Annotated in this window: 12 protein-coding genes; 2 read left to right on the plus strand and 10 right to left on the minus strand. The window is 69.8% G+C overall.

Translation table 11 applies throughout. The annotated features are described in order from the left end of the window. Nucleotides 1-13 precede the first annotated feature (13 nt). Genes GA0115254_RS31780 through GA0115254_RS31790 form a run of 3 tightly spaced genes read right to left on the minus strand, consistent with a single transcriptional unit; the run spans nucleotide 14 to nucleotide 2,974 of the window. Nucleotides 14-1,207: a dipeptidase gene (locus GA0115254_RS31780; RefSeq protein WP_093898728.1), complete on the minus strand. Its 1,194-nt coding sequence runs from the start codon at nucleotides 1,205-1,207 to the stop codon at nucleotides 14-16. Between the two features lie 7 nt (nucleotides 1,208-1,214). Further along, nucleotides 1,215-1,754: a 5-(carboxyamino)imidazole ribonucleotide mutase gene (gene purE / locus GA0115254_RS31785; protein ID WP_093898729.1), complete on the minus strand. Its 540-nt coding sequence runs from the start codon at nucleotides 1,752-1,754 to the stop codon at nucleotides 1,215-1,217. After that, a complete protein-coding gene (locus GA0115254_RS31790; protein WP_370740975.1) occupies nucleotides 1,751-2,974 on the minus strand; it encodes a 5-(carboxyamino)imidazole ribonucleotide synthase in 1,224 nt (407 codons plus the stop codon). Before GA0115254_RS31790 ends, purE begins: the two co-directional genes overlap by 4 nt. A gap of 99 nt (nucleotides 2,975-3,073) precedes the next feature. Between GA0115254_RS31790 and GA0115254_RS31795 the strand changes: the two genes are divergently transcribed. Then, a complete protein-coding gene (locus GA0115254_RS31795) occupies nucleotides 3,074-3,598 on the plus strand; it encodes a GtrA family protein (RefSeq protein ID WP_093898731.1) in 525 nt (174 codons plus the stop codon). A 28-nt stretch (nucleotides 3,599-3,626) separates the two neighbouring features. Here GA0115254_RS31795 and GA0115254_RS31800 read toward each other — a convergent pair whose 3' ends face one another. Continuing rightward, the gene (locus tag GA0115254_RS31800; RefSeq protein ID WP_093898732.1) at nucleotides 3,627-4,892 is read right to left on the minus strand and encodes an ATP-binding protein; all 1,266 of its coding nucleotides are present in this window, start codon (nucleotides 4,890-4,892) and stop codon (nucleotides 3,627-3,629) included. Between the two features lie 15 nt (nucleotides 4,893-4,907). Continuing rightward, on the minus strand, nucleotides 4,908-5,585 hold the full coding sequence (locus tag GA0115254_RS31805) for a response regulator transcription factor (RefSeq protein ID WP_093898758.1): 678 nt from the start codon (nucleotides 5,583-5,585) through the stop codon (nucleotides 4,908-4,910). Nucleotides 5,586-6,080: 495 nt separating this feature from the next. Between GA0115254_RS31805 and GA0115254_RS31810 the strand changes: the two genes are divergently transcribed. Then, on the plus strand, nucleotides 6,081-7,571 hold the full coding sequence (locus GA0115254_RS31810; protein ID WP_093898733.1) for an oligopeptide:H+ symporter: 1,491 nt from the start codon (nucleotides 6,081-6,083) through the stop codon (nucleotides 7,569-7,571). A gap of 96 nt (nucleotides 7,572-7,667) precedes the next feature. Here GA0115254_RS31810 and GA0115254_RS31815 read toward each other — a convergent pair whose 3' ends face one another. The 5 genes from GA0115254_RS31815 to GA0115254_RS31835 form a co-directional block, all read right to left on the minus strand. Further along, complete coding sequence (locus GA0115254_RS31815) at nucleotides 7,668-9,044, minus strand: hypothetical protein (RefSeq protein ID WP_093898734.1); 1,377 nt, start codon at nucleotides 9,042-9,044, stop codon at nucleotides 7,668-7,670. A 35-nt stretch (nucleotides 9,045-9,079) separates the two neighbouring features. Next, the gene (locus GA0115254_RS31820) at nucleotides 9,080-10,198 is read right to left on the minus strand and encodes a hypothetical protein (RefSeq protein WP_093898735.1); all 1,119 of its coding nucleotides are present in this window, start codon (nucleotides 10,196-10,198) and stop codon (nucleotides 9,080-9,082) included. After that, nucleotides 10,195-11,190: a COG1470 family protein gene (locus GA0115254_RS31825; RefSeq protein ID WP_093898736.1), complete on the minus strand. Its 996-nt coding sequence runs from the start codon at nucleotides 11,188-11,190 to the stop codon at nucleotides 10,195-10,197. Before GA0115254_RS31825 ends, GA0115254_RS31820 begins: the two co-directional genes overlap by 4 nt. Nucleotides 11,191-11,274: 84 nt before the next feature. Further along, on the minus strand, nucleotides 11,275-11,943 hold the full coding sequence (locus GA0115254_RS31830) for a peptidase (RefSeq protein ID WP_093898737.1): 669 nt from the start codon (nucleotides 11,941-11,943) through the stop codon (nucleotides 11,275-11,277). A 191-nt stretch (nucleotides 11,944-12,134) separates the two neighbouring features. Beyond that, nucleotides 12,135-12,656 carry an ATP-binding protein gene (locus tag GA0115254_RS31835; protein ID WP_093898738.1) on the minus strand — a complete coding sequence of 174 codons (522 nt, stop codon included), beginning with the start codon at nucleotides 12,654-12,656 and terminating at the stop codon, nucleotides 12,135-12,137. Nucleotides 12,657-12,802 lie beyond the last annotated feature (146 nt).

The following is a 12,802-nucleotide window of genomic DNA, read 5'->3' on the forward strand; positions in this document are numbered from 1 at the left end:
CGACAGCTCCGGCTCAGCCGGCCCGGGTGTCCAGCTGCTCGATCGTGGCGTGGGACGGGGCCCGGCGCGTGCTCAGCTCGCGTGCGACGTCCTCGGCGTCGCGCAGCACCCGTACCGCGTTCTGCCAGGTGAGCTTGGCGAGATCGGCGGTGGACCAGCTCCGGCCGAGCAGCTCCGCGATCAGGTTCGGGTAGCCCGCGACATCCTGGAGCCCCTCCGGGAGGAAGGCGGTGCCGTCGTAGTCGCCGCCGATGCCGATGTGATCGATCCCGGCGACCTCGCGCATGTGGTCGAGGTGGTCGGCGATCGTCGCCGCGGTGGCCATCGGGCGCGGGTTGGCCGCTTCGAAGGCTGCGTGGATCTTCATGGCCTGCGCGGTGGTGTCGAGGTGGTGCAGCCCGTGGGCGCGCATGTTCTCGTCCGCGGCATGGGTCCAGGCGACGGCTGCCGGGAGGACGAACTTCGGTACGAAGGTCGCCATGGCGATGCCGCCGTTGGCCGGGAGCCGGCCGAGGACGTCGTCGGGGATGTTGCGCGGGTGGTCGCAGATCGCGCGTGACGAGGAGTGCGAGAAGATCACCGGCGCGGTGGAGGTGTCGAGCGCGTCGCGCATCGTGGTGGCCGCCACGTGGGAGAGGTCGACCAGCATGCCGGTGCGGTTCATCTCCCGTACGACCTCGTGGCCGAAGGGCGAGAGACCGCCCACGCCCGGCTCATCGGTCGCCGAGTCAGCCCACGCGATGTTGTCGTTGTGGGTGAGCGTCATGTAGCGGACGCCCAGGGCATGCAGCGCGCGCAGGGTGCCCAGCGAGTTGTTGATGGAGTGGCCGCCCTCGGCGCCCATCAGGGAGGCGATACGGCCTTCGGTGCGAGCCGTCTCCATGTCGTCGGCGGTCAGGGCGCGCCGCAGGTCCGCGGGGTAGCGCTCCAGCAGCTCGGTGACCACGTCGATCTGTTCGAGGGTGGCGCTGACGGCTTCGTCGCCCGTCATGTCGGACTGTACGTAGACGGACCAGAACTGGGCGCCGACGCCGCCCGCGCGCAGCCGCGGGATGTCGGTGTGCAGATGGGCGGACTGGTCGGTGGCGATGTCGCGGGCGTCCAGGTCGTAGCCGACCTGTTCGCGCAGCGCCCACGGCAGATCGTTGTGGCCGTCGACGACGGGGTACTCGGCAAGGAGTTCGGCGGCCCGCTTCAGCTGGTCCACGGGTGGCCTACTTCCCGAAACCGAAGGAGTCGCTGCCCTCGACCTTGCTGCGCAGCCGCTTGCCCTTCTCCGTCGCCTGGTCGTTCAGCTCCTGCTGGAACTCGGCCATGCGGGCCTGCAGCTCACTGTCGTGGGCGGCGAGGATGCGTGCGGCGAGCAGGCCCGCGTTGCGTGCGCCGCCGACCGAGACGGTGGCGACGGGAACACCGGCGGGCATCTGCACGATGGAGAGCAGGCTGTCCATGCCGTCGAGATACTTCAGCGGCACCGGGACGCCGATGACGGGCAGCGGGGTGACGGAGGCGAGCATGCCGGGCAGGTGGGCGGCGCCGCCCGCGCCCGCGATGATCACCTTGAGGCCGCGGTCCGCCGCGTGCTCGCCGTACGCGATCATCTCGCGCGGCATGCGGTGGGCGGAGACGACGTCGACCTCGTAGGGGATCTCGAACTCGTCGAGGGCCTTGGCCGCTGCTTCCATGACGGGCCAGTCGGAGTCCGAGCCCATGACGATGCCGACGACCGGCGCGGCGGAGGCGGGGGAAGTCATTCGGTGATCGTTCCTCTGAGGTAGTCAGCTGCATGACGGGCTCGGTCTCGCACGTCCGCCAAGTCGTCGCCGTAGGTGTTGACGTGTCCGACCTTGCGGCCGGGCTTCACGTCCTTGCCGTACATGTGGATCTTGAGCTGAGGGTCGCGGGCCATGCAGTGCAGATACGCCTGGTACATGTCCGGGTAGTCGCCGCCGAGCACATTGGACATGACCGTCCAGGTGGCGCGCGGACGCGGGTCGCCGAGCGGGAGGTCGAGGACGGCCCGGACGTGGTTGGCGAACTGCGAGGTGATCGCGCCGTCCTGGGTCCAGTGCCCGGAGTTGTGCGGGCGCATCGCGAGCTCGTTGACCAGGATGCCGGGCTTCCCGTCGGGCCCACGGGTCTCGAAGAGTTCGACGGCGAGGTGGCCGACGACGCCGAGCTCGGAGGCGATTCGGAGAGCGAGCTGCTGGGCCTCGCCCGCGAGCCGCTCGTCCAGCTCCGGGGCCGGGGCGATGACCGTGTCGCAGACCCCGTCGACCTGGATCGACTCGACGACCGGGTACGCGACGGCCTGGCCGTGCGGCGAGCGGACGATATTGGCCGCCAGCTCCCGCACGAAGTCGACCTTCTCCTCGGCGAGGACGGCGACACCGGCCCGGAAGGGGTCGGCCGCGTCCGCCTCGGAGCGGACCACCCAGACGCCCTTGCCGTCGTAGCCGCCGCGGACCGTCTTGAGGATGACGGGGAAGCCCCCGACCTCTTCCGCGAAGGCCGCGACGTCGGCCGGGTCCTTCACGATGCGGTGGCGGGGGCAGGGCGCGCCGATCTCGGTGAGCTTCGCGCGCATCACCCCCTTGTCCTGGGCGTGCACCAGCGCATCGGGTCCCGGGCGCACGGGAATGCCGTCCGCCTCCAGGGCCCGCAGGTGTTCGGTCGGTACGTGCTCGTGATCGAAGGTGATCACGTCACAGCCGCGCGCGAAGGCGCGCAGCGTGTCCAGGTCGCGATAGTCGCCGACGACGACTTCGTTCACCACCTGGGCCGCCGAGTCCTGGGGGGTGTCACTGAGGAGCTTGAATTTGATGCCGAGGGGGATGCCTGCCTCGTGGGTCATACGGGCGAGCTGACCGCCGCCGACCATGCCGACTACCGGGAACGTCACTCCTCCAGGGTATCCGGCGCCCCGGGGGGCGTCCGACGACGCCCTCCGCCCGCCCCGGCGGAGGCACGTCACAGCATCGCCACGCCTGACAGAACATCCACAGGCAACCCCTGGACGGGCTGGATAGCATGAGCGGGTTGACGTAACCGACAGACGGGCTGAGCGATCACCATGAGCGAACGGGGCGCACTGCGAACCCGGCTGGATCTGCTGGCCCGGGAGGTCGCCAAGTTCGGGGCGGTCGGCGCATTCGGCCTGGTGGTCAACATCGCGGTATCCAACCTGCTCTGGCGCACCACGGACCTTCAGGTGGTGCGGGCAGGTCTGCTGGCGACGTTCGTCGCCATCCTCTTCAACTACATCGGCTTCCGCTACTGGACGTACCGGGACCGTGACAAGACCGGGCGGACCCGGGAGCTGACGCTGTTCCTGCTGTTCAGCGCGGCGGGTGCGGTCATCGAGACCGGTGTGCTGTACGTGGCGACGTACGGGTTCGGGTGGAACAGTCCGATCCAGAGCAATGTCTTCAAGATCCTCGGGATCGGCATCGCGACGCTGTTCCGCTTCTGGTCCTACCGGACGTGGGTGTTCAAGGCGCTGCCCGCGAAGGAGACCGTGCTGAGCGCGGAGGGGTTCCTGAAGCAGGGACGTACGGAGCAGGTGCCGCGGGCCGAGGCGGATCCGGTGCGGCGGTAGCCGCCCACCGCACACGTTCACCCTGCCCTCACCGCACCGGGCGTTCTGGTTCCTGTCTCTTCAGCGCCACTCGGCTGAGGAACAGGGCGAAAACCGGTGGCTGCTGCTGGAGCAGTTCGAGGCGGCCTCCGTCCGCCTCCGCGAGGTCCCTGGCGACCGCGAGGCCGATGCCGGTGGAATTGCGGCCGCTGATCGTCCGCTCGAAGATCCTGGCGCCGAGATCGGCGGGCACGCCCGGGCCCTCGTCCGTGACCTCGATCACCGCCTGATTGCCGGTGACCCGGGTACGCAGCGCGACCGTACCGCCGCCGTGCATCAGTGAGTTCTCGATCAGTGCGGCCAGCACCTGGGCGACCGCACCCGGCGTGCCGACGGCCCGCAGCCCCTGCTTTCCGGAGCGGACGATGGCGCGGCCCTCGCCCCGGTAGGCCGGGCGCCACTCCTCGATCTGCTGCTTGACGACCTCGTCGAGGTCGAAGACGACGGCGGAACCGGTTCGCGGATCGCGGGCGTTGGTCAGCAGCCGCTCCACCACATCGGTGAGCCGCTCGACCTGGGTGAGGGCGATGTTCGCCTCCTCCTTCACCGTGTCCAGGTCGTTGGTGGCCGAGATCTCCTCGATCCGCATGGAGAGCGCGGTCAGCGGCGTACGGAGCTGGTGCGAGGCGTCGGCGGCCAGCCGGCGTTCCGCGGTCAGCATCCGGGCGATCCGCTCGGCGGAGGAGTCCAGGACGTCGGCGACCCGGTCCAGCTCCGGCACTCCGTACCGCTTGTGGCGCGGTCGTGGATCGCCGGAGCCCAGGCGTTCGGCGGTCTCGGCGAGGTCCGTCAGCGGCGAGGCCAGTTTGTTGGCCTGGCGTACGGCGAGGAGCACGGCCGAGACGATGGCCAGCAGCGCCACAGCGCCGATGATCATCAGGGTGCGGCCGACCTCACGGGTGACGGCGGTGCTGGACTCCTCGACGGTGACGCGCTCACCCTGCTCCCCCTCGGCCGTGCTGCTGATCACCCTGCCGGTGGGGCGCGTACCGACTTCGAGGGGGGCGCGTCCGGGGATCTTGACCAGTGCGTAGCGCTTGCTGGAGATCTGTTCGGCCAGCAGCGCGGGGTTGATCCGCTCCGCCCCGAGGAGCCGGCTCTCGACGACGCTGATCAGCCGCAGCGCCTCGGAGTCGACACTCTCCTGGGCGCTGTTGCTGATGGTGCGGCTCTCGACGATGACGAGGGAGACGCCGAAGACGGCGATCACCACGAGCACCACGGCGAGCGTGGAGTTGATCAGTCTGCGGCGCATGAGTGCTTCTGTACGTCAGCTCTTCTCGAAGCGGAAGCCGACGCCCCGTACGGTCGCGATGTAGCGGGGGTTGGCCGCGTCGTCACCGAGCTTCTTGCGGAGCCAGGAGATGTGCATGTCGAGGGTCTTGGTCGACGACCACCAGGTGGTGTCCCAGACCTCGCGCATCAGCTGGTCACGGGTGACGACTCGGCCGGCGTCGCGGACCAGGACCCGCAGCAGGTCGAACTCCTTGGCGGTGAGCTGGAGTTCCTCGTCGCCCATCCAGGCCCGGTGCGACTCGACGTCGATCCTGACGCCGTGGGTGGCGGGCTGCGGAGCGGGTTCGGTGGCGCCGCGACGCAGCAGGGCCCGGACGCGGGCGAGCAGTTCTGCCAGGCGGAAGGGCTTGGTGACGTAGTCGTCGGCGCCCGCGTCCAGGCCGACGACGGTGTCCACCTCGTCGGCTCGGGCGGTCAGCACCAGGACCGGCACGGTGTGGCCTTCGGCACGGAGCCTGCGGGCAACTTCGAGGCCGTCCATCCCGGGCAGACCCAGGTCGAGTACGACCAGGTCGATCCCGCCCTGGAGGCCGGCATCGAGAGCGGCCGGGCCGTCTTCGCGGACCTCGACCTCGTAACCCTCCCGACGCAGGGCGCGGGCCAGCGGCTCCGAGATGGATGCGTCGTCCTCGGCGAGCAGTACACGGGTCATGGAGTGATGGTAGTCCGCGCAGGGCGGATGCTGTGAGGTGATCGGAAAGCCCTGCGGGTCCGTGCGGAATACGGAGAGACGCCTTCGAATATGGGAGTGCGGTTCCATCAAAACCTGTGATCCATCTCTCAAGTCCATTCATATCCGGCAGTGTCATGTCGTATGGTTGCTCGACGCCTGTTGCACTACTCAAGGACCCTTGGGCAGCTTTTAGCGCCGAGGGTCTCTTTTGTTCTGCCGGCTGGTACCCGCCAGTCGTGAAGTTCAGTGAATGACCTGTGGCCGGGCCCGGAACGCGAGGATGCGCACCGGGCGTGGATCCCGACGCGGTCGGTCCCCGTCTTCTTCGGTCGGCTCCTCGACGAGTCCGGCGGTCGGGACGAATCCCCTTGTCAGGCGTTGGGATGGGGCATGGCCTTGTGTCGGTGCCGGCCTCCCCCCACCGGGCGCGTCACGCTCACGAGGCGTCGCGTCCCGAGCAAGCAAGGATCGACCATGGCGTCCAGCCTGACGAAGGACCCGGCCAGTACTTCTGGATCCGCGAAGACCTTCTTCGGCCACCCCCGCGGCCTGGCCACTCTCTTCATGACCGAGATGTGGGAGCGTTTCAGCTACTACGGCATGAGGGCCCTGCTCCCCCTCTACCTGATCGCCCCCAACGGGCTTCACATGAACCCGGCCACGGCCACGGCGATCTATTCGGTCTACGTGTCGCTGGTCTATCTGCTCGCCATGCCCGGCGGCTGGTTCGGCGACCGTGTCTGGGGTCCCCGCAAGACCGTCGCCATCGCCGGTGCCGTCATCATGATCGGCCACCTGGCGCTGGCGCTGCCCATGCAGGGCACCTTCTTCGCCGGTCTCGGACTGGTCGCCATCGGCTCCGGTCTGCTGAAGTCCAACATCTCGACGATGGTCGGCCACCTCTACGACGGCCCGGACGACCCGCGCCGCGACGGTGGCTTCACGATCTTCTACATGGGCATCAACGCGGGTGCCTTCGCCGCGCCGCTGATCATCGGCACCGTCGGTGAGAACGTCAACTGGCACCTGGGCTTCGCGCTCGCCGCGCTCGGCATGGGACTCGGCCTCGCCCAGTTCCTGATGGGCACCCGCCACCTGGACGAGCGCAGCCTCGTCGTCCCGAAGCCGCTGTCCGCCGCCGAGCGGGCGAGCACGCTGCGCAAGGGCATGATCTGGCTGGCCGTCGCGGCCGTCTTCTACATCGTCACGGTCGTCACCGGCGTCTACACGCTCAACTGGCTCCTGGTCCCCATCACCGTCGCGGGGCTGGTCATTCCGGTCGTCGTCCTGGCGCGCATCAAGCGCGACAAGGAGCTCAGCGCCACCGAGCAGTCGAAGATGTCCGGCTACATCTGGTTCTTCGTCGCCGCCGCCATCTTCTGGATGATCTACGACCAGGGCGGTTCGACGGTCGCGATCTTCGCCGACTCCTCGGCCGACAACAGTGTCTTCGGCTGGAACTTCCCCGTCTCCTGGTACCAGTCGGTCAACCCGGTCCTGATCATGGCGCTGGCCCCGCTCTTCGCCGCCTTCTGGCTGTCGCTGAACCGCCGCGGCAAGGAGCCCAGCACCATCGTGAAGTTCAGCTCCGGCCTGGTACTGGTCGGTGCGTCGTTCTTCCTCTTCCTGATGCCGCTGACGATCGCGACCGACGGTCACAAGGCCGCCGCGATGTGGCTGGTCGCGATCTACTTCGTCCAGACGGTCGCCGAGCTGACGCTGTCCCCAGTGGGCCTCTCCGTCACCACGAAGATGGCTCCGGCCAAGTACGCCAGCCAGATGATGGGTGTCTGGTTCCTGGCCGTCACCGCCGGTGACTGCACCACGGGCCTGCTGTCCATCGCGGGTGTGGAGCTCAACGGCACCGGTGTGGTCACACTGCAGGCCTTCCTCGCCGTTGCCGCGGGTGTCGCGGTCTTCATGTACCGCGGCAAGGTCAAGCAGCTCATGGGCGACGTGCGCTGACGCGCCGAACCCGGCTGTACGAAGGGCCGCTGCACCGACCTCGGGTTCCAGGAGTCGGTGCAGCGGCCCTTCGCGTGCATGCGTACGGAGCTCAGCTCACCTGGTGCCGCGCAGCCTGCGCCACGGGGTGAAGGTGAACACGGCGCCGCCCAGCAGGATCGCCGTCCCCGCGACCAGGCCGAGTGCGCGCAGGGTGCCGTTGTCCTCGGCCCCGGTGGCGGCCAGTCCGCCGCCGGAGTCCGTGCCGCCTGCCGTGGAGCCCGTGGAGCCCGTGGTGGTGCCTCCGGAGGCGCCGCCCTGCTGGGCCGTGGTGTCGAGTTCCAGCGACGGAGTCACCGAACCCTTGACCTTGCAGGGGATGTTGATCTTCGAGGAGCCCAGCGTGACATCAATCGTCAGGGTGCCGGGGCTGAGCGTGGACTTCCCGGACGCGCCCGGCTTGTAGGTGCCGGTCATGTCGGACAGATCGACCGGCTTGCCCTGCTCCAGCGGTTCGGCGTTGGCGGGTCCGGTGACCTTCACCGAGCCCTTGTCCGCACCGCCGATGACGATGTCCATGGACGGCTTGAGCGCACCGGCGGGCAGCGCGGCGGGGCTGTCCATCACGCCCTTGGCCGTCTTGACCGTGAGCGCGTAACTCCCGCCGCTCTTCTTCGCGTTGATCGTCACCTTGGAGGCGATGCCGGCCGGTCCCGGGGACGTACAGGCGAAGTTGACCGAGACCTCCTTGCCGGGGAAGTCGGTCTGCCCTCCGCCGGAGCCCGCGGTGGTACCGCCCGCGGTCGTCGTGCCACCGGCGGTCGTGCCACCCGCGGTCGTCGTACCGCCCGCGGTGGTGGAGCCGGTGGTCGTACCGCCCGCAGTGGTGGAACCGGTGGTCGTACCGCCCGCAGTGGTGGAACCGGTGGTCGTACCGCCCGCAGTGGTGGAACCGGTGGTCGTACCGCCCGCGGTGGTGGATCCGCCGCCGTCCGTGACCTTGATGGTCGCGCCCGGCTGCACGGTCTCCTTCGGGGTGCACTTGGTGTCCGTGGAGATCGGCTTGGAGACGTTGATGTTGTATGCGTCCGGTGTCAGCGTGATCTCACCGGCCTTCTCCAGCTTCAGTGTGCCCTTCATGTCGGGCAGCACCATGGCGCTGCTCTTGGGGATCGGCGGGTTCTGCCGCGGCCCTTCCATCTTCAGGGTGCCCGTGGCCGACCCGCCCACCTTGATGGTGCCGGTCGGCTTGACCGTGTCCTTCTCCAGGTCGAGGACGTCGGGGTTCCTGGAAGCGGCCTCGACCGTCTTCCACACCACCTCGACGGTGTCCCCGACCTTCGCCTCGGCCGGCGCGGTCAGCTGCACCTTGGTGGTGCCCTGCACGGGCGGCAGCCCGGAGATGGGCGGGGGAATGCACTCCGTCCTGTACGAGATGTCGGCGGCCTGGGCCGGGCTCGCGGCCAGCAGCATGCCCGCGCCGCCGAGCATCATCGCGACTCCCGCCGCGACCGTCCTCCGTTGCGTACTCACGAATGTCCCTTCGTCGTCGGTCTGTTCTCTGACGGTGCGGAATCGGGTGTGAACCATGGCAGCGCGGCCGTGGTGGTGGGCGCTGCCTCGGGGCTCTCGGCGGGCCCCGGTGCGCGGCGCAGCTTCGGGAGCCCGGCGGTCACATCGGCCGGTTGCGGGTGGCGGTGGCGCCCGGCACGGACCGGGGTGCGCGAGGTGCGGGGACGTACTTTGTCGACGATCGCCATGCCGATCCGGAACACGGCGGCCGGTACGACGACACAGAGCAGGATCCAGAAAAGCGTGACTCCCCAGGGGCGGCCGACCCCCCACGGCTGCTCGGCCAGCACCTTGCTGCCGTACTTCAGCGAGACCTGGTAGTCGCCGTGGGCGCCCGCCGTCAGTTCGACCGGCAGCTTGATCTGCGCCTTGCGGCCGGATTCGATGGTGCCGCGCCACTGCCGCTCCTCCCACTGCGGGGCGAAGACGCCGTGCGCGGTGCCGATCCGGAAGACCGGGTCCTTGACGGGAGCGGAGCCGAGGTTGCCCACGGTGAAGACCAGTTGCCGGGCGGGCGGCGCTCCGAACCAGGTGAGGATTCCGCTGTCGCCCTCCAGCCGGGTGGTGGCCAGCACCGCGAGCCTGCCTCCCTCGCTCTCCTTCGGCAGCGCGGCGACCGGGTGGCCGGCGACGACGAACACGGCGTCGGCGGTGGCCTGTTCCCCGGTGACGGTGGCGACATGCACCACGCAGGGACAGGGCGCGGGCGGCTCGGCGACCGGCAACTTCTTGCTGAAGTCGCCCTCGGTGCCGGTGGTGACGGCACGCCCCTCGGCATTGGCGCAGGAGTTGGTGCCGCCGATCACACCTCGGTCCGGTGTGGACCGTCCGCAGATCAGCATCATCAGCAGCGTGTTCGGGCGCCAGCCGCGGCCCTTGACGGTGATGTCACCGCCCTTGCCCGCCTGCTGCTTGGAGAGGGTGACCACGGGCTTCGCGTCCGCGGCCCTCGTACCCGCCGCGTCGGCGCCGGTCGCGGAGAGCATCAGCAGGGCGGGCAGCAGGGCGCCGAGCAGCGCGGCCGCCCACCGTTGGCTGCCGCTTCGGAGTGATGCCGGTCCGGCCTGTCGATTCACGATTCCGCTCCCGCCTTCACCAAGTTCCTTCTCTCCGAGTGCCGTTGATCACCCAAGGACTGTCCGGACCTGCCGTCGTCCGGTGGCCGTCCGCGTGAGCGCCTCAGCCGGTACGCGTACGCGCCCGCGGCGACGGCGGCCAGGAGCAGCAGTGCACCACCGGTCACCGGCGCCCACGGGACGAAGGCCGCACGCGCCGTCGCCTCGCTGTGCGCGCCGCCCGCCGCCGTGACGCGCAGCCGTACGGTCACCGAGTCGAGGGCGGGGGCATCCCGCCACGGTTCGCCGAGCCTGACGCGCTGTCCGGGCAGCAGTTCCACCGGCAGCGTGCGCGCCTTGCGCCGCAGCAGCGTCCCGAACACTCCGTCGGCGCCGACGGCGATCCGCGGGGCCAGCGCCGTGTTGCCGCGGTTGACCAGCGTGTAGTGGATGGTCCGCCCCGACACGGTGACGTCCTCGACGGTGAGCGCGGCCAGCGTCGGCCCGCCGACCCGCAGTTGGATCCGTACGCCCACCGAGCGGTCGCCGCTCCGCACGACGATCGCACCGGGGTGGTCGCCGGGCGTCGCGCCCGTCGGCACCGTGACGGAGAACGGCACATCGGCGCGGGTGCGGGCCGGCACGGTCACCTGGGCAACGGCGGTCCGCAGCCAGGCGCCGGTCCCGGTGGAGCCCTTGCCGCCGCGTACCGCGAAGCCGCCGTCCTCGGCGTTGTACGCGTCGGCGCCGCGCAGCCGCACGGTGACCGGGGCCGTACCGGAGTTGGTGACGGAGAGCCGGTCCTGGAGAACGGTGCCGGGCGGGCCCTCCAGATAGAAGTACGGTCTGCCGCCGTCCGTGCCGGAACCGCTCCTCGCGGGCTGCGCCGTCCACGACGCAGTGCTCGGGGGCGTCGGCCTCCCGGCCGCGGCACCGGCCACCGGAGCCATGACGAAGGTGAACAGCATTACGGCGAGGGCGAGTCGGGCGGCGTGACCGGTCGGCGACGGCATGGGCGGCTCCCTGGTGCGTGACGGCGGCGGGATCGTGGAACCGGGGCCGTTCTTCCGGATCCGGCCCGATCCTGAGGAAACGCCCTATCGGCGCACGGCCCCCTGCCCTCGCCTGGTCAGCCAGAGCACCCCGGCCGCACCGGTCAGCAGCACTGTGCCGCCGAGTGTGCCGAGCGCCACGGCCGAGTCGAGCGGACCGGTCTTCGGCAGCTGCCCGCCGTTGTCCGGGGTGCTCTGCGCGTTGCCCGCGGCCGTCACATCGAGCTGGAGCGACGGCCCCGGGTTGTTGGTGGGGGTGCAGGTCGTGGTCGTACCCAGCGCCTTGATGGTCAGCACACCGGCGGTGAAGTCGACCTTGCCGGTCTTCTTCGGGGTATACGTACCCGACAGGTCACTGATCTTGATGGGGGTGTTGGCGGGGATGGCGGCGGAGTTCGGCGCACCGGAGACCTGGACCCGGCCCGGGTCCGCGCCCCCCACCTTGATGACCGCGCTGGGGTTCATCGCACCCTTGCCCAGTTCGACGGGGCTGGACGAGACGCCCTTCTGGAAGGACATCGTGAGCTTGTAGCCTCCGCCGCTCTTGACGCTCTTGATGTCGATGGGAGACACGGCGCTCTTGTCCCCGATCGGGGTCTTGCACTGGTAGTCGACGTCCACGACCGTGGCGTGGGCGGCGGGCGCGACCATCAGCACCACCGTGCCCGCCAGCGCGGACGCCAGCGCGAGAGCTGTTCGCTTCTGGTAGGACACCTTGAGTTCCCCTCATGCCGGAAGTCGCCGTGCGCCGTCTCTCACCGACGTAAGTTACTGACGACACATCAGATCGGGCGCTCAAGGTACGCCTGGGGCCTTGTGGAGGGAAGACAAAGAGCGCGCCGATCCGGCGCGCTCTTCAAGGTGCAAATAACGGGGCCGTGTGCCCCCATGTCCCGAACCAGCGACTACGCGGGGGCGGCCAGCTCCGCCCAGACGGTTTTTCCTGCTCGGCCCGCCACCCGCAGCACGCCCCAGTCCAGGCAGAGCCGCTGCACGATGAACATGCCGTGTCCACCGGGCCGGCCGGCCCGGTGCGGGGTGCGCGGTGCGGGCTGCCCCGCACCCCCGTCGACGACCTCCACCCGCAGCACCTTCGCCGTGCAGGTGATACGCAGCTCCTCGGGACCGTCCGCGTGCAGACAGGCGTTGGTGACCAGCTCGGAGACGACCAGCAGGACGTCCTCGGCGGCGGCCCGTCCGTCGGCGCTCGCCGCGGGGAGCCAGCCCCAGTCGTGAAGCGCCTGGCGGGCGAAGTCGCGGGCGGTCGGCACGATGCCGCCGACCCCCCGCAGCGACAACGTGCGCCACTGCCGCTCGACCGTCTCGGGGGAAGCCGCGCCGGCGCCCGCGTCCGCGTGTGCGCCCACGCCGGCGCCCTCCGGCTCGCGGCCGAGGTCGCCCGGCGGATGCTGCCGGGTGGTGCTCATCAGCGCTTCACCTCACCGATTCACCATGTCGCCATTGAACAGTTACCAGTACAGATACAGAGTGCGCGGGCCGCCCACGACTCCGCCGGGTGTCTCCTGCCCGGCCGAATCGTGACAACACCCGCTTCGTCTACGCGGATCGCGTG

The organism is Streptomyces sp. Ncost-T10-10d, assembly GCF_900091955.1.
Lineage (GTDB): Bacteria > Actinomycetota > Actinomycetes > Streptomycetales > Streptomycetaceae > Streptomyces.

Bases quoted from the DNA above. Each gene is read 5' to 3' on its own strand.
- purE (WP_093898729.1), bottom strand. From the start codon at position 1,754: ATGACTTCCCCCGCCTCCGCCGCGCCGGTCGTCGGCATCGTCATGGGC.
- GA0115254_RS31795 (WP_093898731.1), top strand. From the start codon at position 3,074: ATGAGCGAACGGGGCGCACTGCGAACCCGGCTGGATCTGCTGGCCCGG.
- GA0115254_RS31800 (WP_093898732.1), bottom strand. From the start codon at position 4,892: ATGCGCCGCAGACTGATCAACTCCACGCTCGCCGTGGTGCTCGTGGTG.
- GA0115254_RS31805 (WP_093898758.1), bottom strand. From the start codon at position 5,585: ATGACCCGTGTACTGCTCGCCGAGGACGACGCATCCATCTCGGAGCCG.
- GA0115254_RS31810 (WP_093898733.1), top strand. From the start codon at position 6,081: ATGGCGTCCAGCCTGACGAAGGACCCGGCCAGTACTTCTGGATCCGCG.
- GA0115254_RS31815 (WP_093898734.1), bottom strand. From the start codon at position 9,044: ATGATGCTCGGCGGCGCGGGCATGCTGCTGGCCGCGAGCCCGGCCCAG.
- GA0115254_RS31825 (WP_093898736.1), bottom strand. From the start codon at position 11,190: ATGCCGTCGCCGACCGGTCACGCCGCCCGACTCGCCCTCGCCGTAATG.
- GA0115254_RS31835 (WP_093898738.1), bottom strand. From the start codon at position 12,656: ATGAGCACCACCCGGCAGCATCCGCCGGGCGACCTCGGCCGCGAGCCG.